This window comes from Rhodovarius sp. (assembly GCF_040399605.1).
Lineage (GTDB): Bacteria > Pseudomonadota > Alphaproteobacteria > Acetobacterales > Acetobacteraceae > Rhodovarius > Rhodovarius crocodyli_A.
The window spans coordinates 1-19863 of the sequence record NZ_JBBARU010000048.1; the positions used below are offsets into that span (position 1 = coordinate 1).

Genomic DNA, 19863 nt, shown 5'->3' on the forward strand with positions numbered 1-19863 from the left:
CATCATCGACCGCGAGGGACGGGTGATGCAGTCCAACAATGTGGGCGCCTTCGGGCCGCTGCCGCTGGTGGTGGGCCTGGGCGCCAATGCCGGGGCGGCGGGGATCATCGATCTGTTGCGTGCACAACCAAGCCTGGCCGGCAGGGTCGAAGCCGCGGTGCGTGTCTCCGAACGGCGGTGGAACCTGCGCCTGATGGGTGGCGCCGATATCCTGCTGCCCGAGGGGCAGGAGGCAGCGGCCATCACCCGCCTTGTTGAACTCCACGCGCGCGATCGGCTGCTCGACCGCCCGCTCGCCGCCGTCGATATGCGCCTGCCTGACCGCCTGGTGGTGCGGATGAACCCCGCCCCCAGCGCCACGACCCCGCCCACCAACCCGACCCAAGTCCGGAGCACCCGCGGATGAACCAACTGGTCCGCTTCACGCCCCCCGCCAGCGAATTGCCCGCGCGCGGCCAGCGCCGGCGCGGTGCGCGCTCGGGCAGTTTCGGCGTGCTGGATATCGGCACGACGAAGATCGTCTGCGTCATCGGCCGCATCGAGGGTGATGGCACGCCGCGCGCGCTGGGCTTTGGCTGGCAGAAGGCGGTGGGCGTCAAGGCGGGTTCGATCATCGACCTCGAAGCGGCGGAATTGGCCATCCGCGCCGCCGTCGCCCAGGCCGAGGAGATGGCCGACGTTCAGCTCCGCGGCGTCATCGTCAACCTCTCCTGCGGCCAGCCGGCCAGCCGCAGCCAGAATGTGCAATGGCCCATCGGCGGCCGCGCGACGACGGAAGCCGATTTGCGCGCCATGCTCCATGAGGGCCGCAGGCGGGCCGAGGCTGAGGGCCGCTCGGTGCTGCATGCCCTGCCGCTGGGCTTCACGGTGGATGCAACGCCTGGCGTGCCCGACCCGCGCGGCATGGTGTGCGATACGCTCTCGGCGCGGCTGCATGTTGTCGATGCGGCGGAGAATGCGCTCTCCAACCTCGCGCTATGCCTCAGCCGCTGCGACCTCGATGTGGAGGAGGTGGTCTGCGCCCCCTTCGCTGCCGGCCTTGCCTGCCTTGATGAGGATGAGGCGGAGTTGGGCACCGTCATCATCGAGATGGGCGGCGGCACCACCTCACTCGCCGTATTTGCCGATGGCCACCTGGCCCATACCGCGCAACTGCCCATTGGTGGCTGGCAGGTGACCAACGACCTCGCCCGCGTTCTCTCCACCCCCATCGCCCATGCCGAGCGGCTGAAGACGATGCATGGCAGCGCGTTGGAGGGCGATGACCGCGGCGAGATGCTGCCCGTGCCGCAAGTGGGCGAGACGGAGGAGCATCTGGCCCGGGTGCCGCGGCGGATGATCACCTCCATCATCCGTCCGCGCGTTGAAGAAACCTTCGAAATCCTGCGCGACCGGCTGGAAAATGCCGACCTACCGCGGGATATGACACGGCGCATCGTGCTGACGGGCGGCGCGAGCCAGTTGATCGGCGTGAGCGAACTCGCATCGCGGGTGCTGGACCGGCCAATCGGCCAGATTCGCATCGCCCGCCCGCGCCAGGTGCGCGGGTTACCGGAAACAGTTTCCGGAGCCTCTTTTTCCACCGCTGTTGGGCTGATGCATTGGGCTGGTGGGCATGGCCGCCCGGTCATCGATTTGGGGCAGGCGCCCAGCGAGCCTGGTGCCCTTCGGCGGCTCGGCGAATTGCTCCGCCGGTGGTGGTGATGAGCAAGACGGTAACGCCACAGACCTAAATCCTGTGGATAAGGTGCAACACGGTGAAATTCCCCGGCATGGGGCAGACTCGACTCGCAAAAGCGCCCTAAACAAAGATCGGACGGAGAACTCGCATGACCCTGAATCTCACGCTACCCGTGGCCCAACATACGGATTTTTCCCCCCGCATCGCCGTGATCGGCGTGGGCGGCGGTGGAACCAATGCCGTCAACAATATGATCGCCTTGGGTTTGGAGGGCGTGGAATTCGTCGTCGCCAATACCGATGCCCAGTCGCTGGTGCATAGCCGGGCCGAAAGGCGGGTGCAGCTTGGGCCGCATTTGACCCAGGGCCTTGGCGCTGGCGCCAAGCCCGAGATCGGCCGCGCCGCCGCCGAGGAAGCGACCGACGAACTCGCCCGTCATATCGAGGGCTGCCACATGGCGTTCATCACCGCCGGCATGGGCGGTGGCACGGGCACGGGGGCCGCGCCGGTCATCGCCCGCATGGCGCGTGAGCGCAATGTGCTGACCGTGGGCGTGGTGACCAAGCCCTTCGATTTCGAGGGTGCCAAGCGCAAGCGCGCCGCCGATCAGGGCATCGAGGAATTGCAGCAATTCGTCGATACGCTGATCGTGATCCCCAACCAGAACCTCTTCCGTCTGGCCAATGAGCGCACGACCTTCGCCGAGGCCTTCAAGATGGCCGATAATGTCCTGTATATGGGCGTGAAGGGCGTGACCGACCTGATGGTCAATCCCGGCCAGGTGAATCTCGACTTCGCCGATATCCGCACCGTGATGGCGGAGATGGGCAAGGCGATGATGGGCACCGGCGAGGCCGAGGGCGATGAACGCGCCGTGAAGGCCGCCGAAGCCGCCATCTCCAACCCGCTGTTGGAAGACACCTCTATGCGCGGGGCGCGGGGGGTTCTGATCTCCCTCACCGGTGGTTATGACCTCACCCTCTTCGAGGTTGATGAGGCGGTGAACCGCATCCGCAAGGAAGTGGATGACGAGGCGAATATCATCTTCGGCTCCTCCATCGATGAAACGCTGAATGGCCGCGTGCGCGTCTCCGTCGTTGCCACCGGTATTGATCTGGCGGTGGCCAATACCATTGCCCCGCCGGAGCCCGCGCCGAGGCTCTCGCTGGTAACGCCGCCGCCGGTGCCCCGCGCCGCACCCACGCAGAGCCCGGCCGCCATGATGCCGCGCCGGCCGAGCACGGTGCTGGGCAATGGCCCGGGTGTCCTGCGCGCCGCCTCCAATATGAGCGGCGTGCAACATCAGGCGCCGCCGCAGCTGCAGGCAGCACCTGTGGAGCAGGAATTGCTCCAGCCGATGCCCATGCCCGCGCCCCAGCCGGTGTATCAGCGCGAGGCTCCGCCGGAGCGCCAGCCTCAATCCTTCGAACCCCAGCCGCCGGCGGGTTTCCGCGGTATGTTCCGCAATGTGACGGGGCTGATGAAGCGGCAGATGCCCGCAGCGGCCGAGGCCCCGGCCCCGCGGCTGGAGCCGATCAGCAACCCCCGCCCGCTCGCCCGTCCGGCGGCGCAGGATGAGATGGACATCCCCGCCTTCCTGCGCCGCCAATCCAACTGATTGACGGCGACTGGCGTGATCGGCTACGGCCGATCCATGCGTCTGCTTTATATTTCGGTACACGAGCCGGCTGAGTTCGATGACATTACAATGCTGCATGGCCTGGGGCATGAGGTCTTCCCCCTGGGCCATTATTTCGGGCCGGCACTGGATGAAGGCCGGCTGAGGCCGGAGATCGACCTCGGCCCCGGCCTGCCTGCCCTGCGCGCGGCTTTTTATGCCACGGGCTGCCGCTTTGATGTTCGTGACATTCTGCACAGCCTGCATCTCACGGCGGAATTCATCGCATTATTCGATGCCACCATCGTGATGTTTCTCTGGCCCGCCATTGACCGCAACTGGGCGGCGCTGCGCACCCGGCCCATCATCCTGCGCACCATTGGCCAGGGCCTTGATGTCTTCGAGCAAGACCATGCGCGGCTGCGGGGCGAAGGCGTGCGGCTGGTGCGCTATGCTGCGGCCGAGGCGGCGCAGACAGGCTATGCCGGTGCCGATGCGCTGATTCATCTGGGCAAGAACCCGGCCGAATTCGAGCCCTGGCAGGGCGGGCTGGCGCAGGTGCTCAGCTTCGCCGCCGCCTTCGAGCAGCGTTACCCGGCGGAGTTCCAATTGTGGCGGCAATCCGTCCATGGCCTGCCGGCATGGCTGGGCGGGCGCTCCAACCCGCCCTTTGAGGGGGTGATTGGCGGCGTGGATTGGCAGAAGCAGCGCGAGTTGCTGCGCGACTGCCGGGCCTATTTTTACTGCTCGGGCCTGGCACTGCCCTATACGCTGAACTTTATCGAGGCCTGGATGGCGGGCATTGCTGTGGTGGTGATGGACCCCGCCGCCGCCGGCCATGGCCATGCCTATTGGGAGATCGGCCAGATCATCACCCCGGGCGTGGATTGCCTGCTGGTGCGCGATGCGCGCGAGGCCGCGGCCGCGCTGCGTGCGCTGCTCGCTGATCACGCCTTGGCCGCGCGGCTCGGCGCGGCCGGCAGGGCCGCCGCCATTCGGCAATTCGGCATGCCAGCCATTGGTGAAAAATGGCAGGCATTCCTGGCGCGCATACCATTGATGCGAGAGGATGCGTAAATCAAGGAAAATATGGCGAATTCAAGGCGAAAATATTTGCCAATTTATCAACAAAAACAAGTCCCTATACGGTAATATTGCGAAACAAGGCTTGACTGGCGGTATGCCGCCTCACCTGTCATGAAACATATCTTAATGGAGGCTCGGTTCCCTCGGCCGGCTTTCTGTGGAAAACGGGCGCCCCCTACGCCCACCGGGACAGGGTTTCTGATGGACGGTTATGTCGCTTCTGGTGCCGGTCGGCGCAGGACATTGAAGACCCGGATCGGCTTTGCCGGGATCGGCCTGCATTCCGGTATTCAGATACGCGGAAGCCTGGCACCTGCCGCCTCGGGTGATGGAATTGTCTTCCATCGCACCGATCTGGATGTCAAAATCCCAGCGCTGCATGACCATGTGGTTGATACCCGTCTTTGCACCGTTCTGGGCCTGGGCGAGGCCCGGGTGGGCACTGTGGAGCATGTCATGGCGGCACTCGCCGCCCAGGGCGTGGATGATGCGGTGGTGGAGATTGATGGGCCGGAAGTGCCCATCTTCGATGGCTCGGCCGAACCTTTTCAGTTCCTGATCGATTGCGCGGGCGTCACCGCCCAGATCGGCATGGCCCGCAGCATTGAGGTGCTGCGCTCCATCCGGGTCAGCGATGGTGATGGCCCCGATGCTGCCTGGGCCGAGCTGCACCCCATCAACGGCACCGTCTTTGAGGCGGAACTCGCCATTGATTTTTCCGCCAGCGCCATCGGCCGGCAGAAGATGGCGCTGCGCCTCTCTCCCGCGAGCTTCCGCGAAGAATTGGCCCTCGCCCGTACCTTTACCCTGGCCGAGGATGTGACGCGCCTGCGCGCCGCCGGCCTGGCGCTGGGCGGCAGCCTGGACAATGCCGTGGTGGTGGATGGCCCCTTGGTGCTCAACCCCGGCGGCCTGCGCAGCCATGATGAATTCGTCCGCCACAAGCTGCTCGATGTGGTGGGGGATTTGGCTTTGGCCGGCGCGCCGCTGGCCGCCCGCTTCGTGGGCAGCCGCACCGGCCATGCGCTGAACAACCGCCTGCTGCTGGCGCTGTTTGCCGATAGCACGGCCTGGCGCTTCACCAATGGCCATGCCGTGGCCAATGGCGCGCGCGCCTCGCTCACCGTCGCGGCCTGACGCCACCCCAGCAGGCCTGGCCTGATGGAACAGCTTCTCGTTCTTGATCTCGAGACCCTGCCTGACCTCGATGCCGGCCGCGCTTTGCTGGGCGAGGCGGGCGCTGGGCTGGATACCGCCGCGCTGCGCGCCACGCTGGGTGCGCGTTATGCGCGGGAGGGGCAAGACCCGGCCACGGTGTTCCTCAAGCCGGTGCTGCATCGCATTTGCGTGGTTGGGGTGTTGCGGGCCGAGCGGGAGGGGCCGCAATCGCCCTGGCAGGTCACCCGCATCCGCGCCCGCAGCACCGATGAGTTGAGCGAGGCCGAGATGCTGGCTGGGCTGGAGGCCAGTTTTCGCCAGCAGCCGGTGCTGATTGGCTTCAACACCATGGGGTTTGACCTGCCGGTGCTGCGCTACCGCGCCCTGGCCCTGGGGGTGGCCATGCCGGCGCTGCTGGGGCCTGGCGGCAAGGATTATGCCTATCGCTTCGGCACCGCGCATATTGATATGTGCGAGCGGCTTTCCGGCTTTCGCGCCACCACGCCGCCCTCGCTGGCCGAAGCCTGTTCGCTGTTGGGCATTCCGGCCAAGGGCGAGATGAGTGGCTATGATGTGGAGCCGGCCATGGCGGCGGGGCGTGGTGGCGAGGTGGCGCGCTATTGCGAGACCGATGTGGCGGCCACCTATCTTCTATGGCTGCGCTGGATGCAGGCGATGGGGGCGGAGGAGATTGCGGCGAGTTTTGCGGCTTTTGCCGATTTTGCCGAAGCCTCGCCGCATTTGGCGGAGCATGCGCAGGCGGCGCGGCGGCTGGCGGGGTTATAGGCCGGATTACCGCTCGCAGCGAATAAACATCGTCGAACGATGGGCGATATCGCCCACATCGGCCGCGCTGCGCTCGGCCCCCTGGCTGGGCAGGCTGCGGGGCGTCACCTGGGCGCGGGTCAGAAATTGCAGCGCTGCCTCGCTGCGCACCGCGAAATTCACATTCTGCGCGATGTCGCCGGTGCGCTGGGCCACGCGTTGGGCGTTCAGTTTGCTCACCACCACGCCCACGATATGGCCCTGCATATCCAGCAGCGGTCCGCCGGAATTGCCCGGCTGCACCTCGGCCGAGATTTGAATCTGGTTGCGGTTATCGGCAATCCCGGCCAGGCCATTCACCTCGCCGCGGGTCAGTTTGGGGTCGGAGCTGAGCAGCCCGGCGAGGGGGAAGCCATAGGCCACCACGCCCTCACCCCGGCGCACCGGCGGGCCGGCGCGGAAGGGCAGGATGGGCCCGGGAAGGCCCGGCACGGCGAGCACGGCGAGGTCGAGTGCCGCATCAACCCGCGCGGGGGGGGTGGCGGCCAGCCAGCGGCCCTCCGGCGTGCGCAGAATGATCCGGTTGCAGCCATTGACCACATGCTCATTGGTCATCACCCGGTCGGCCGCGATGATGAAGCCAGAGCCGGTGGAGACATTGCGGGCGGCCTGGTTGGGTGGCGCCTGCGGCACGAGGCTGGCCGGCGGCGGAGCCGGGCGCGGGGCTGCGGCGGTGGCAAGTTCGATGGTGCGGTTGGCGCAGATATCCTGCTCCGGCAGCACCGATTCCCGGCCATCGGCCAGCACCAGCCTCAGGTCGAAGCGGCAGGCGGCAGGGTCGCTCGGCACTACGCGGAAGCCGCCATTGATCGGCAGCGGGCGGCCCGCGGTGAGCAGCGAATTGCCCCAATCATTGCCCGCACCGCGCGGGCTGCGCACGGCGTGCAGCGCGGTGGCCTCAACCCCCGTGCGGTTGACGATGCGAAACCCCGCCGGCGGTTCGGGCGCCTGGGCGGCGGCGGCGAGGGGGAGCAGCAGAGCAAGGATCAGGAAGCGACGCATGGGGGCCATGTGACCCCGCGCGCGCGGCGGGGCAAGCCCCCACCCGGCAGGGCGAACTTGACCTGCCCCGCCGCAGGGGCTGAATGCGGGCCATGCGCATCATCGGCCTGGCCGGGTGGAGCGGGGCGGGCAAGACCACCCTGCTCACCCGCCTCATCCCGCATCTGATCGGCCAGGGGCTGCGGGTCTCGACCGTCAAGCACGCGCATCACAGCTTTGATGTGGACAGGCCGGGTAAGGATTCCTGGGCGCATCGTGAGGCGGGGGCGAGCCAGGTGCTGGTCAGCGCTGCGCATCGCTGGGCGTTGATGACCGAGAACCGGGGCAATCCTGAGCCTGATCTGGCCTTCCTGCTGGGCCAACTCAGCCCGGTGGACCTCGTGATCATTGAGGGCTTTAAGCGCGCGCCCTACCCTAAGATCGAGGTGCACCGCGCCGCCAATGGCAAGGCCTGGCTGCATCCTGACGACCCCGATATCCGCGCCATCGCCGCCGATACCCCCCAAGCCGCCCTGCCGCAGGCAGCACTCGATGATATTCCCGCCATTGCGGCGCTGGTGCTGCGCTTTGCTGCGGGAGTGGGGTGATGGGCCGGCTGACCGATGACTGCTTCGCCTTTGGCGGCCAGATGATGGGGGTGGAGGCGGCGGCGGCACTGATCCAGGCACGGGTGACACCGCTGGCCGAGACCGAGGCGGTGCCGCTGCAGGCGGCCCGGGGCCGGGTGCTGGCCGAGCGGCTGATCGCGCCCACGGCCTTGCCGCCGTTTTTCAATGCCGCGGTGGATGGCTATGCCTTCGCCCATCAGGGCGGGGCGGGGCTGCGGCTGCCAGTGGCGGGCCGGGTTGCCGCGGGCGCGGTGGCCCCGCCGCTCATTCCGGGCACCGCGATGCGCATCTTCACCGGTGCCGCCATGCCGGCGGGCGCCGATACGGTGCTGATGCAGGAGGATGCGGCGCTGGAGGGCGACACATTGCTGCTGCCTGCGGGGCTGCGGCGGGGCGCCAATTGCCGCCCGGCCGGGGAGGAACTGGCCCTGGGCGCCACCGCGCTGGCGGCCGGCACAAGGCTGGGGCCGGCGGAAATCGGGCTGGCGGCCGCCCTTGGCCTGGCCGTTTTGCCCTGCACCCGTCGGCTGCGGGTGGGGGTTTTCTCCACCGGCGATGAATTGGCCGCACCCGGCACGCTGCTGGGCCCGGCGCAGAGTTTTGACAGCAACCGCTTCACCCTGCTGGCCCTGCTGGGCGGGTTGCCGGTGGAGGCTTGTGACCTGGGGATTCTGCCCGATCAGCCCGCCGCAACCGCCGCCGCGCTCGCCGCCGCCGCCGCCACGCATGACCTGCTGCTGACCTCGGGGGGCGTTTCCGCTGGCGAAGAGGATCATGTCCGCGCCGCGATTGAAGGCGCGGGGCGGCTGGTGTTCTGGCGCCTGGCGGTGAAGCCGGGGCGGCCGGCGGCGATGGGCATGGTGGCCGGCACGCCGGTGCTGGGCCTGCCGGGCAACCCGGTGGCGGCGGTGGTGTGCTTTCTGCATCTGGCCCGGCCGCTGATTTTGCGGCTGGTGGGCGGGCAGGTGGAGGCCCTGCCCCGCTTCCCTGCCATTGCCGATTTCCATCACCGCAAGAAGCCCGGGCGGTGCGAGTATCTGCGGGTGCGGCTGCGGCGGCAGAACGCATTGATGTTGTTTGCGGACAAATTCGACCGGGAGGGGGCGGGCATGCTCACCAGCCTCACCCAGAGCCATGCGCTCTGCGAATTGCCCGAGGCGATGGAATGCGTGCGCCCTGGCGATACCGTGCTGGTGCTGCCCTTTTCGGCGCTTTTGTGAAGGCTGCGATTGCGTGGGCAGGGTTTTTGGTGCCCCCTAGGGGAAAGAAGGGAGCCTGCCATGACCGAACACCTGCATAAGAGCTTCGAGGGGGGCGTGCTGACGCTGCGCCTCACCCGGCCGGAGAAGAAGAACGCGCTGACCCGGGCGATGTATGATGGCCTGGCCCAGGGCCTGCATGTGGCGGCCACGCATGATGAGACGCGGGTGGTGATCATCGCCGGCGGGGCGGATTTTACCGCCGGCAATGATCTGGCGGATTTTGCCGCAGTGGAGGCGGACAAACCCCGCCCTGGCGCGGCTTTTGAGTTCCTGGAGCAGATTCGCGCCTTTCCCAAGCCGGTGGTGGCCGCGGTGCGCGGCGTGGCGGTGGGTATTGGCACCACCATGCTGCTGCATTGCGATGCGGTGGTGGTGGCGAAGCAGGCCAGGCTGCAAATGCCGTTTTCCCGCTTGGCGCTGGTGCCCGAGGGCGGTTCGAGCCTGTTGCTGGCGCAGCGGGTGGGCACGGCCTTGGCCAATTGGTGGCTGATGAGCGGTGAAGCGTTTTCGGGCGAGGAGGCGATGCGAGCGGGGCTGGCATTGCGCGCGGTGGAGGATGCGCAGGTTGAGGCCGAGGCGGTGGCCATTGCCGGCCAATTGGCAGGATTGCCGCCGGGGGCGCTGGCCGAGACCAAGCGCTTGCTGCGCGCGCCAATGCGTGAGGCGCTGGAGGCGGTGATGGCGGAGGAGCGGGTGGCGTTCAGCCAGCAATTGCGCTCGCCCGAAGCGCAGGCGGTGTTTGCGGCGTTTCTGGCAAGAAAGAAGTAGCCGGCAGCAGCGCCAAAGTCAAGGATTATTATCTTACTAATAGGCGGTCCAGGTGGCCCTGCCACCTGGTGGGAGAGGTCTGGAGAGGGCAAAGCCCTCACCAGGGGCCACCCGCGCCAAGCTATGCAGGCTTAGGCCCCCGCCCCCCATGATGCCCACCATGGCGCGGCCGGGGCATTTCATCGCGGGTGATCGCCTGGTCCGAATTGGCATCCATGGCGCGGAAGCGGGCTTCGACCTGTGGCCGCATTTCCTCCAGGGTCACCTTGCCATCGCGATTGGCGTCGAGCGCGCGGAAGCGGGCATCGGCCATGCGCTGGGCGTGTTCGGCGTGGTCATGGCCGGGCGGGCCGCGGCGGGGGCCGTCGCCGGGGCCACGGCGGAGGGTGCGGAATTCCTCTTGGGTGAGATAGCCATCGCGATTGGCATCGGCCTCGGTGAAGCGGGTTTGGGTGCGGGCCCAGACTTCGTCGAGCGTGACCCTACCATCGGCGTTGGTGTCCATGGCGTTGAACATGCGGTTGGGGTCTGGGCGCGGGGGGGGTTCCGTGGGGGCGGCCGGCTGGGCCAGGGCGGGCAGGCCCAGGCTCAGCAGCAGGGCCGCAAGCGGCAGGGCCTTGGCCAGATCGGATCTTTGCATCACATCGCTCCTATGCAGGTTTGTGTGCCAGTCTAATGCGGCCGGGATGTAACCCGCATATCGCTCCGTCGTGAGGAAGTGTGACAGAGACCACCGAGGATTTTCTGCTTGGCGGAAGGGTGCGGCTGGAGCAGCCGGCGGTGGGGCTGCGTGCGGCCATTGATGCGGTGCTGCTGGCCGCTGCCATACCGGCCCGCGCGCCCGAGGCGGTGCTGGAATTGGGCTGCGGCACGGGGGCTGCGCTGCTCTGCCTTGCCGCGCGGGTGCCGGGGCTGGCGCTGCATGGGGTGGAGTTGGATGGCGGGCTGGCCGAGATGGCCCGGCGCAATGCCGGGGGGCTGGGGGCCAGTATTGTGGCCGGGGATATTCGCGGAGCCTTGCCGGCGTGTCGGCATGCTTTTGCCAATCCGCCCTATTGGCCGGGGGGCAGCGCCTCGCCCATCGCGCTGCGGCGCAATGCGGCGCATGAAGCGGAGGCCGGGCTGGAGGATTGGGCGGGGGCCTTGGCGCGCGGGCTGGTGCTTCGGGGCACGGCCAGCATGATTTTGCCGGCGGCGCGGTTTGGCCAGGCGGCGGCGGCGCTGCGGGGGGCGGGGTGTGGCAGCCTGACCATGCTGCCGCTCTGGCCCCGCGCCGGGGTGGCGGCCAAGCGGGTGATTTTGCAGGCGATCAAGGGCGGGCGGGGGCCGGACCGGCTTTTGCCCGGCTTGGTGCTGCACGAGGCCGATGGCAGCTTTACCGCCGCGGCAGAGGCGGTGCTGCGCCACGCCCAGGCCCTGCCACAAGGCTGAGCAGGCCGATCAGCGCGGTCATCGCGCACATCACGAAGCCGGGGACATAGCTGCCGGTCCAGCCCACCAGCAGGGTGAAGAGGCTGGGCATGACCACCATGGTGGCGCCAAAGACCACGCCCATGGCCGCCGTGGCGCCGCCGACCTGGCCGGCGGGGGCGACGCGGGCGATTTCGGCCAGCAGCACGCCATTCCAGGCCACGGCGGAGGCGCCCATCAGCAGGCCCACCGCAATCACCAGCCAGACCGGCCAGCCAGGCCCCGCCGCGGCCAGGGCGAGGGCTGCGAGGATGATCACCGCGCCCAGGCCGAGCAGCACCGGGCGGGCGCCAAAACGGTCAGCGCAGAGCGCCCAGAGGATGCGGCCGATGACGCCCGCGCCCTGGGCCAGCGCCAGATGCAGCCCGGCCTGGGCGAGGCCGAGGCCCAGCACCTGCACCTGCCAGACCACGAAGAAGCTGCCAAAGCAGAATTGCGCCACGCCAAAGCCGCAGGAGGTGATGGCCAGGGCGCGGATTTGCGGCTGGCTGCGCAGCAGGGCCATGCTGCGGGCGGCATCGGCCAGGGGGGCGGATGGGGCCTGGGGGCTGCGGTCGGCATCCAGCACCGCGCGCAGCGGTTGCAGCGCCAGGGCCAGAACCAGAGAGAAAACCGCCATGGCGAGCACGCCGCCGCGCCAGCCAAAGGCCAGGGCTGCGAGCGGTGCGAGGCCAGCCACGAGCATGGCGCCGGCCGGCACCCCGGTCTGCTTCAGGCCGAAGATCAGGCTGCGGCGATGGGGGGGCGTGCGGGCATAGAGCAGGTGGCTGCCTGCTGGGGTGATGGGCCCGTGCCCCACCCCCGCCAGCAGGGCGGAGGCGAGCAAGGCCCATGGGGTGCCTATCACCGCCAGCCCCAGCCCGGCTGCGATCACGCATAGCCCCACCTGGCAGACGCGGATGCCGCCGAAGCGGGCCAGGAAGCCCTGGGTGAAAGGCCCCGAGACCAGCGCGCCCGCATAGACCAGCGCGGTATGCACCCCGGCGAGGGAGGCCGGCAGGCCGGTTTCGGCCGAGATGCGGGTGGCCAGCACCGGCACGGTGAGGAAGGCGCCCATGCCGGCCATATGGGTGCCCAGCAGCGCCAGCATCACCAGCCAGATCGAGACATGTTTCATGCTGCACAGTCGCGCCTTGCGGGCGGTGTTGTGAAGCGGGCCGGGATGGCCAATCGATGGCACGGGGGCGGGCTTGCCTGTTTTGCCACCATGGCTGCTTGACCCTGGGGCTGGGGGTGCCCACACCCAGGTTTATGAAACCATTCATGTCTGTGATGCTGTGGATGCTGGCGGTGATGCTGCCGGGCATGGCGCAGCTTCCTTCATCCCCGCCCGCGAGCGCGGCTTTGGCTGCGGCTGCCCCTTCCGCCACTGCGCCGGCGGGGCCGGATCTGCAGCATCTGCTGGAGACGTTGCGCAATGATGGCCGGCGAGCGGAACTCATCGCCTTGCTGGAGGCGGTGGCGACGGCGCAGCGCCAGGGCGCGCCAAATGCGCCGCCAAACGCCGCCCAGACCCCGGCCGAGGCACCCATCCTGGGCGCCACCACGGAGCGTATCTCCGCAGCAATCGGTGCGATGGCGGCGGAAATCGAGTCCGCCACCGATCTGGAGGGGATTTTGGCCTGGTTGAGCGGCATGGTGAGTGACGAGACGCTGCAGGCCATGGTGCTGGAATTGGGCTGGAAGCTGCTGCTGGTCTTCGGCCTGGGGCTGCTGACCGAGCGGCTGAGCAAGCGGCTGCTGCGCCACTGGGCGGCGATGCTGGATATGCGCGCCCCGCCGGAGGGCGCGCAGAACGCCATGCTGCGCCGGGCACCCTATATCGCCGCGAGGCTGCTGCTGGATCTGGCGCCGGTGCTGGCCTTCTGTCTGGTGGCCCGGGTCATCATTCCGCAATTGCCCGGATGGCCATCGCAACGGGTCATCATCTGGACGGTGGCCAATGCATATATCGTGGCCCGCGGCGTGATGGTGGTGGTGCGGCTGCTGTTCAGCCCGGCCAGCAACCATTTGCGCCTGCTGCCCTGCGCCGATGAAACGGCGGCCTATGTGACGGTGTGGATGCAGCGCATCGCGCTCGTCTCGGTCAGCGCCTATGCGGCGAGTGAATTCGCCCTGCTGCTGGCCATGCCGCTTTCGGTGCAGAATGGCATGCTGCGGGTGGGCTCGCTGCTGGTGTCGGTGCTGGCGGCCATCATGGTGCTGCAGAACCGCCAGCCGGTGGCGCGGTTTCTGGCAGCGCCGCCGCTGGCGGAGGGCGAGGTGCCCGATCGAGGCCGGGCGATGCTGCGCCGCCTGCGCGACATGCTTGCCGATGCATGGCATGTGCTGGCCATTCTGTGGGTCTTGGCGCTTTGGGCCTCCTGGGCAATGGCGCTCAATCATGGCGTCGATAGGCTGCTGCAGGCCAGCGGGCTGACCGTGGTGGTGGTGGTGGTGGCCAAGTTGGCCGATGAGGCGATGAGGCGGCTGCTTGATGGCGCCTTCAGTATCAGTGCCGATTTCGCCAGCCGCTTTCCGGGGCTGGAGGCGCGGGCCAATCGGTATCTGCCGGGGTTGAAGGGGCTGGTCGGCGTGCTGATCGCGCTGGTGACGGTGGTGGTGCTGCTGGAGGTCTGGGGGCTGGGTGCCTTCTCCTGGTTCCGCTATGGCCGGGGCGGGGCGCGGCTGCTGGGCTCGGTGATGTCGATCTCGCTCACGCTGCTGCTGGCGCTTTTGGTGTGGGAGGCGGCCAATGCGGCCATTGCCCGCCATCTCGCGCAACTTTCCGCCAATGCCGCCACCGCCCGCTCGGCGCGGGTGCGCACGCTGCTGCCGATGCTGCGCACGGTGCTGGGCATTGTGGTCACCATTTTCATCACGCTCAATGTGCTGGCGGAGATCGGGGTGAATGTGGCGCCGCTGCTGGCGGGTGCGGGTGTCATCGGCCTCGCCGTCGGCTTTGGCTCACAGACCTTGGTGCGCGATGTCATCACCGGGGTCTTCCTGCTGTTCGAGGATTCGGTGGCGGTGGGCGATGTGGTGACGCTGGGGGGGCTGAGCGGCACGGTGGAGCAATTATCCATCCGCTCCATCCGGCTGCGGGCGGTCAATGGCGATGTCCATATCATCCCCTTCTCAGCGGTGACGACGGTGACGAACCAGACGCGCGATTATGGCTATGCCGTGATCGACCTGGTGGTGGATTACGATGCGGATACCGACCTGGTGGCGTCGGCGTTGAGCGAGGTGGGCACCGTCATGCGCGCCGATGATGCCTGGAGCGGCTCCATCATGGCGGCCATCGAGGTAATGGGCGTGGAGCGGATGAGTGATATGGGCGTGGTGGTTCGGGCGCGGATGAAGACCGAGCCGGCGCGCCGCTGGGCGGTGTCGCGCGAGTTGAACCGCCGGGTGAAGCTGCGCTGCGGCGAGTTGGGGATTATGATCAGCCCGCCGGGGAAGGTGGTGCAGGTTCCACCGCCGCCGCCGGCGGTGTGAGCCCCTCCGGGCCGAGCACCTCCTCCACCGTACCATCTTGGATGATCCGCCCGCCATCCATGCGGATCACCCGGGTGCACCAGCGGCGCACGATCTCCATGGCATGGGTGGCCAGCACCAGGATTTCGGCATCGCGCACCAGCACGGCGAGGCGCTCCTCGGCGCGGGCCATGAAATCGGCATCGCCGGCGAGGAACCATTCATCCATCAGCAGGATATCGGGCGCCATGGCGGTGGCCATCGCGAAGGCGAGGCGCACCTGCATGCCGGCCGAGTAGCTGCGCACCGGGATATCGAGAAATTCATTCAGGCCGGAGAAGCTGACAACCTCGGCGGCGAGGGCCTTGGCCTGGGCATCGCTCAGGCCGCGATACCAGGCGCGCAGGCGGATATTCTCAAAGCCAGTCGCCCAGGGGTCCATACCGGCCATGGGGTCGATGAGGCTGCCGATTTCGCCCTGCACCTCAAGCCGCCCGCCCACCGGGTCATAAATGCCCGCTATGGTGCGCAGCAGGGTGGATTTGCCGGCGCCATTATGGCCGATCAGCGCCACCCGCTCGCCACTCTTGATGGAGAAATTCAGGTCACGCAGCGCGGCCACCACCACCCTATCCTGCGCATCTTGCTCCACACGGCGCGAGGCGGCGGCGAAGAGGCGCTTTTTCAGGCTGCGCGAGCCGACATGATAGAGCGGAAAATCAACGGCCAATCCCTCGGCCTTGATATATGCCATGATATCAGACCCAGAAGGCGATGCGGGAGCGGAAACGCACAAACAGGGCGAAGGCCGCACCGCATAGGATGGCGGAATAGGCCAGCGCCGCCAGCCAGACCAGCGGCGAGACCCCGCCTCCCACCAGCGGTCCGCGCACCGTCTCCATCACCGCGAAGACGGGATTGAGCGGCAGCCATTTGGCCGCCTCGCCCAGCAATTCAGGCTTCCAGATCACCGGTGAGACGAAGAAGGCGATTTGCATCACGGATGCGATGATCGGGCCGATATCGCGGAAACGCGCCGATAGCATGCCAAACAGCACCGCCGCCGCCAGCGCATCAATCAGGAATAGCGCCAGGCCGGGCAGCGCCCAGAGCGATACAAGCCCCGGCCAAGAATTGCAGGCCAGGAAGACCAGCAGGATCAGGGGCAGGTTATGCGCCGCCACGATCACATTGCGCATCACGCAGCGCAGGGCATGCACGCTATAGGGCTGCGGCATCTGGCGGATGACGCCTTCCTGCTCGATCAGCGAGTTGGAGCCTTCATTCACCATGCCGGCGATGACGTTCCAGGTGATGAGGCTCACCGCGAGATAGGGCAGGTATTGCCGCAGTTCCAGCTTGAACAACTGGGAATAGAGAAAGCCGAGCGAGATCAGCATCACCGCCGTGGACAGCGTCAGCCAGAATGGCCCCAGCACCGAACCGCGATAGCGGTTGCGGATATCCATCCGCGCCAGGGCCAGCGGCAGGCGCCAGCGGCCCACCCCCAAGGCCAGATCATCGACCGCGCGCGCCAGCATGCGCGGGTTGGCCGCGTCTCGCACGGAAGGGGCCTGATGGGTGCTCAGCATCACCGCCCTTTACCCCCAGGGCGACGAGGCGACTACCCCTGGGTGCTATTTCATGCACTGCCCGCCCGGGCGGCCCATGCCGCAATCACCCTGGCGGCCTGGGAGAAATCCTCCATCCGCATCGCCTCGAGCGGGGTGTGGCTGCCATTTTGGTTGCGCACGAAGACCATGCCTGCGGGAATACCAGCCTGGGCGAAGGAGGCGGCGTCATGCCCACCGCCCGAGGGCATGATCTTATAGCGCACGCCCATCGCCTCGGCCGCGGCGCGCACGCCATCCTGGATGGCCTGGTCCATCGGCGTGGCAGCACTCTCGCCCCGGCCCACCACATCAATCGCCACGCCACGGGCGGTGCCGATTTCGGCCGCCAGACGGTCGATCTCGGCGAAAAACAGGTCCAGCGTTTCGATATGGGGGCTACGCACATCGAGCGAGAAATCGATCTCGCCCGGGACCTTGCCGAAGCCCGCCTGGTCATTGGTGTTGATGGTGCAGAAGGTCATCACCATCGGCTTGCCCTTCGCGTCCAGCACGCCCCAATAGAGGTCGAGCTTATGGGCGAATTCGGCCAGCGCCATCGCCGCGTCATGCCGATAGGCCCGTGGTGTGGCGCCCGAATGGTTGTATTCGCCTCTGATGCGCCCTGCCCGCACCCTCCGATTGCCCGGCAGGGCGGTGACGATGCCCAGCGGGATTTCCTCATGGTCGAGCACCGGGCCCTGCTCGATATGCAGTTCCAGATAGGCGGCGACATTATGCGGGCCGAGCGCGGCGCGGCCGGCCTTCACCGCATCGGGGTCATAACCCAGGGCGCGCATATGGTGCTCGAGCGAGAGGCCGCTATCCTTGCGCAGGGCCTGGAGGTTTTCCGCCGGGTAGCTGCCCAGCGCCATGCGGCTGCCGGGCAGGCCGGGGAACCAAGCACCGCCCTCCTCGGCGCGGATGGCCATGACGGTGATGTCGCGCCGCGGCTGAAAGCCCGCCTGCACCATGCCCGCCACCACCGCCATGCCGCAGAGAACCCCGGCCGCGCCATCGTAATTGCCGCCTTGGGGGACGGAATCGAGGTGGCTGCCCAGAATGATCTGCGGCAGCGTGCGGTCGGTGCCCGGCAGGGTCATATACATATTGCCGGCGAAATCATTATGGATGGCGAGGCCGAGTTTTTCCGCCTCGGCACGGACCAGGGCATGGGCGATTTCCTCACCCGGGCCATAGGCCTCGCGGGTGACGCCGACGCCATCGAAGGTTTTCTCCCGCAAGGCGTCGAAAAGCCGGGCGGCGAGAGCGGTATCGGGGCGAAGATTCGTGGCCATATGGGCCTCCATGCGGGCGGGGGGGGCCAAGGTAGCGCGGCACGGGACGCTGCCAAGCGGGCGGGGGGTGGAAAGGCCGCGGCGGTTACGCCGCCAATTCACGCCATGGCAGGCTTGCGCGCGGCGGCCCGCCCCGTTATGGCCCGGCGCGAAACGCAGGGATCACTCGCATGGCCATCGAACGCACCTTCTCCATCCTCAAGCCCGACGCGACGCGGCGCAACCTGACCGGCGCGATCAACGCCGTCTATGAAAAGGCCGGCCTGCGGATCGTGGCGCAAAAGCGCATCCATATGACCCGCGCCCAGGCCGAGAGCTTTTATGGCGTGCATCGCGAGCGCGGCTTTTTCAATGATCTGGTCAGCTTCATGATCTCCGGCCCGGTGGTGGTGCAGGTGCTGGAAGGCGAGAATGCCGTCCTCGCCCATCGTGACCTGATGGGTGCGACCAACCCGGCCAATGCCGCTGAGGGCACGGTGCGCAAGCTCTTCGCCGAGAGCATCGAGGCGAATTCGGTGCATGGCTCGGATAGCGCCGAAAATGCCGCGGTTGAGATCGCGTATTTCTTCGCCGGCTGCGACATCGTCGGGTAAGACGCGCCGCGCCGCCGCGGCGCGGGTGATCAGGGATTGCATCGGCAGGCCATGGCGTGGCCTGCTGTCGCCTGACACACGCGACGCGGGGGCAAGGCCATGAGCATTATTCGATTCGCCGAGGAAACGCGGCTCAGCGGCGCGGTGGCGCATGACGGGGTGCTCTACCTCGCCGGCCAGGTGGCCGATGATGCCAGCCTCGATGCTGAGGGGCAGACCGCCGATATTCTCGCCCAGATTGACGCCTTGCTGGCGGCGGCGGGGACGGATAAGGCGCATTTATTGAGCGCCACCATTATTTTGGCTGATATTGCCGATGCGGCGGCGATGAACCGCGCCTGGGACCGCTGGCTGGACCGGGGCAATAAGCCGGCGCGGATGACCATTCAGGCAGCCCTGGTTGACCCTTCCTGGCGGGTGGAGATCACCGGCATTGCAGCCATCCCCGCGCCGTCGGGGAGCCGTGATGGCTGAAAACCCCACCCAACGCCGCACCGCCTTGCACAGCGGTGCGATGACGCTGGGGCTGATGCTGCTGGTGGCAGCGGCGGCGGGTGGTGATGGCTGGCTCTTCTCGGTGGCGGCCCTGGTGGTGGCGGGCCTCGCCGTGGGCGGGCTTTATCTGGTGTTTCCGCATGGGCCATTATTCGCCCTGGGCGTGGCCAATGGGCTTGCAGTCTATATGTGCCTTTATGTGGTGATCGGCCGAAGCGCCTTTCCCCATGCCATCAGCTGGACGCTGCCTTTTGGCTTTCTCATGCCCGTGGCCGCCTTTGTGAGCACCTGCTGGCTCAAGCGGGGGGAGTTGGTGGCGCTGGCCTCCAGGGGCCTTGATGATGCCGATCTGACGCATTTGCCGCGCGTGATGCGCTGGCTGCTGATGTGCGGCATGGTGGGGGTGCTGGCCATGGCCTCGCCATTCAATCGCCAAGGCCCGGAAAGCCAGACCATGGTGCTGATGATCGCCATGGCGGCGATCTCGGTCATTTCGGTCATCGCGGTGCGTGATGTGGTGCGGTTGCTGGTGGATGTGGCGGCGATTCTGACCATGGTGACGGCGCGCATCAGGTTCCTCGTCGTGCCGATGGCGACCTATGTCAGCCTCTTCACCCTATTGGCGACGAGCTTTGGCTGCCTGTATCGCATTGCCGATGCGCTCAGTGAGGGGCCGCTATTCCAGAAGCTGGGGCATATGGGCCGGCTTGATTTTTCCGAGGCGCTGCATTTCTCCGTCGTGACGCTCGCCACGGTGGGGTATGGCGACATCTTGCCGATAGATGATGGGGTGCGGATTCTGGCGACGATTGAGATGGTGGTGGGCCAATTGCTGCTGCTCTTCGGCTTTTCGGAAATCATGCGAAGCCGCAAGGCTTGAAACTGCTCTCACTGGGCGAGAGCTGCCCGCTTCCATCTGCCGGCCTTGCT

Annotated in this window: 20 protein-coding genes; 14 read left to right on the forward strand and 6 right to left on the reverse strand. The window is 67.3% G+C overall.

The genetic code is table 11. The features are described from left to right. From ABWP84_RS12540 to ABWP84_RS12565, 6 genes are all read left to right on the forward strand, one after another. Positions 1-406: cell division protein FtsQ/DivIB (locus ABWP84_RS12540; RefSeq protein ID WP_353212375.1), on the forward strand; the 406-nt coding region annotated here is incomplete at its 5' end. Next, entirely contained in the window at positions 403-1704 is a 1302-nt protein-coding gene (ftsA, locus tag ABWP84_RS12545; protein ID WP_353212376.1) for a cell division protein FtsA, read from the forward strand. The genes ABWP84_RS12540 and ftsA, both read left to right, overlap by 4 nt. Before the next feature lie 125 nt (positions 1705-1829). After that, positions 1830-3299, forward strand: coding sequence for a cell division protein FtsZ (gene ftsZ, locus ABWP84_RS12550; RefSeq protein WP_353212377.1), 1470 nt, complete (start codon positions 1830-1832; stop codon positions 3297-3299). 36 nt (positions 3300-3335) lie between these two features. Beyond that, a complete protein-coding gene (locus tag ABWP84_RS12555) occupies positions 3336-4376 on the forward strand; it encodes a glycosyltransferase (RefSeq protein WP_353212378.1) in 1041 nt (346 codons plus the stop codon). A gap of 252 nt (positions 4377-4628) precedes the next feature. Beyond that, entirely contained in the window at positions 4629-5522 is an 894-nt protein-coding gene (gene lpxC / locus ABWP84_RS12560; RefSeq protein WP_353212379.1) for a UDP-3-O-acyl-N-acetylglucosamine deacetylase, read from the forward strand. A 24-nt stretch (positions 5523-5546) separates the two neighbouring features. Next, positions 5547-6329, forward strand: a complete 783-nt coding sequence (locus ABWP84_RS12565) for a 3'-5' exonuclease (protein ID WP_353212380.1) — start codon at positions 5547-5549, stop codon at positions 6327-6329. Positions 6330-6335: 6 nt separating this feature from the next. On the opposite strand, the gene ABWP84_RS12570 is transcribed toward ABWP84_RS12565, so the two are convergent. Beyond that, positions 6336-7370 carry a trypsin-like peptidase domain-containing protein gene (locus tag ABWP84_RS12570; RefSeq protein WP_353212381.1) on the reverse strand — a complete coding sequence of 345 codons (1035 nt, stop codon included), beginning with the start codon at positions 7368-7370 and terminating at the stop codon, positions 6336-6338. Positions 7371-7462: 92 nt separating this feature from the next. Here ABWP84_RS12570 and mobB point away from each other — a divergent pair, with 92 nt between their 5' ends. Genes mobB through ABWP84_RS12585 form a run of 3 tightly spaced genes read left to right on the forward strand, consistent with a single transcriptional unit; the run spans position 7463 to position 10008 of the window. Continuing rightward, positions 7463-7957: a molybdopterin-guanine dinucleotide biosynthesis protein B gene (mobB, locus tag ABWP84_RS12575; protein WP_353212382.1), complete on the forward strand. Its 495-nt coding sequence runs from the start codon at positions 7463-7465 to the stop codon at positions 7955-7957. Continuing rightward, positions 7957-9198 carry a gephyrin-like molybdotransferase Glp gene (gene glp / locus ABWP84_RS12580; protein ID WP_353212383.1) on the forward strand — a complete coding sequence of 414 codons (1242 nt, stop codon included), beginning with the start codon at positions 7957-7959 and terminating at the stop codon, positions 9196-9198. The genes mobB and glp overlap by 1 nt, the downstream gene beginning before the upstream one ends. A 60-nt stretch (positions 9199-9258) precedes the next feature. Then, on the forward strand, positions 9259-10008 hold the full coding sequence (locus ABWP84_RS12585) for an enoyl-CoA hydratase-related protein (RefSeq protein WP_353212384.1): 750 nt from the start codon (positions 9259-9261) through the stop codon (positions 10006-10008). A 121-nt stretch (positions 10009-10129) separates the two neighbouring features. On the opposite strand, the gene ABWP84_RS12590 is transcribed toward ABWP84_RS12585, so the two are convergent. Continuing rightward, positions 10130-10648, reverse strand: a complete 519-nt coding sequence (locus ABWP84_RS12590; RefSeq protein ID WP_353212385.1) for an EF-hand domain-containing protein — start codon at positions 10646-10648, stop codon at positions 10130-10132. Between the two features lie 80 nt (positions 10649-10728). On the opposite strand from ABWP84_RS12590, the gene ABWP84_RS12595 reads away from it, so the two are divergent. After that, positions 10729-11439, forward strand: a complete 711-nt coding sequence (locus tag ABWP84_RS12595) for a methyltransferase domain-containing protein (RefSeq protein WP_353212386.1) — start codon at positions 10729-10731, stop codon at positions 11437-11439. On the opposite strand, the gene ABWP84_RS12600 is transcribed toward ABWP84_RS12595, so the two are convergent. Continuing rightward, a complete protein-coding gene (locus ABWP84_RS12600) occupies positions 11384-12595 on the reverse strand; it encodes an MFS transporter (RefSeq protein WP_353212387.1) in 1212 nt (403 codons plus the stop codon). The two genes, ABWP84_RS12595 and ABWP84_RS12600, sit on opposite strands and share 56 nt — an antisense overlap. A gap of 146 nt (positions 12596-12741) precedes the next feature. Between ABWP84_RS12600 and ABWP84_RS12605 the strand changes: the two genes are divergently transcribed. Beyond that, positions 12742-14958, forward strand: a complete 2217-nt coding sequence (locus ABWP84_RS12605) for a mechanosensitive ion channel domain-containing protein (RefSeq protein ID WP_353212388.1) — start codon at positions 12742-12744, stop codon at positions 14956-14958. On the opposite strand, the gene ABWP84_RS12610 is transcribed toward ABWP84_RS12605, so the two are convergent. From ABWP84_RS12610 to ABWP84_RS12620, 3 genes are all read right to left on the reverse strand, one after another. Then, positions 14906-15691, reverse strand: a complete 786-nt coding sequence (locus ABWP84_RS12610; RefSeq protein ID WP_353212389.1) for an ABC transporter ATP-binding protein — start codon at positions 15689-15691, stop codon at positions 14906-14908. The genes ABWP84_RS12605 and ABWP84_RS12610 overlap by 53 nt on opposite strands. A 4-nt stretch (positions 15692-15695) precedes the next feature. Further along, the gene (locus tag ABWP84_RS12615) at positions 15696-16502 is read right to left on the reverse strand and encodes an ABC transporter permease (RefSeq protein WP_353212390.1); all 807 of its coding nucleotides are present in this window, start codon (positions 16500-16502) and stop codon (positions 15696-15698) included. Positions 16503-16579: 77 nt separating this feature from the next. Then, the gene (locus ABWP84_RS12620) at positions 16580-17845 is read right to left on the reverse strand and encodes a hydantoinase/carbamoylase family amidase (RefSeq protein WP_353212391.1); all 1266 of its coding nucleotides are present in this window, start codon (positions 17843-17845) and stop codon (positions 16580-16582) included. Between the two features lie 170 nt (positions 17846-18015). On the opposite strand from ABWP84_RS12620, the gene ndk reads away from it, so the two are divergent. The 3 genes from ndk (at position 18016) to ABWP84_RS12635 (ending at position 19813) form a co-directional block, all read left to right on the forward strand. Next, on the forward strand, positions 18016-18438 hold the full coding sequence (ndk, locus tag ABWP84_RS12625; protein ID WP_353212392.1) for a nucleoside-diphosphate kinase: 423 nt from the start codon (positions 18016-18018) through the stop codon (positions 18436-18438). A 99-nt stretch (positions 18439-18537) separates the two neighbouring features. Then, positions 18538-18912, forward strand: coding sequence for a RidA family protein (locus tag ABWP84_RS12630; RefSeq protein ID WP_353212393.1), 375 nt, complete (start codon positions 18538-18540; stop codon positions 18910-18912). Beyond that, positions 18905-19813 carry an ion channel gene (locus ABWP84_RS12635; protein ID WP_353212394.1) on the forward strand — a complete coding sequence of 303 codons (909 nt, stop codon included), beginning with the start codon at positions 18905-18907 and terminating at the stop codon, positions 19811-19813. Before ABWP84_RS12630 ends, ABWP84_RS12635 begins: the two co-directional genes overlap by 8 nt. Positions 19814-19863 lie beyond the last annotated feature (50 nt).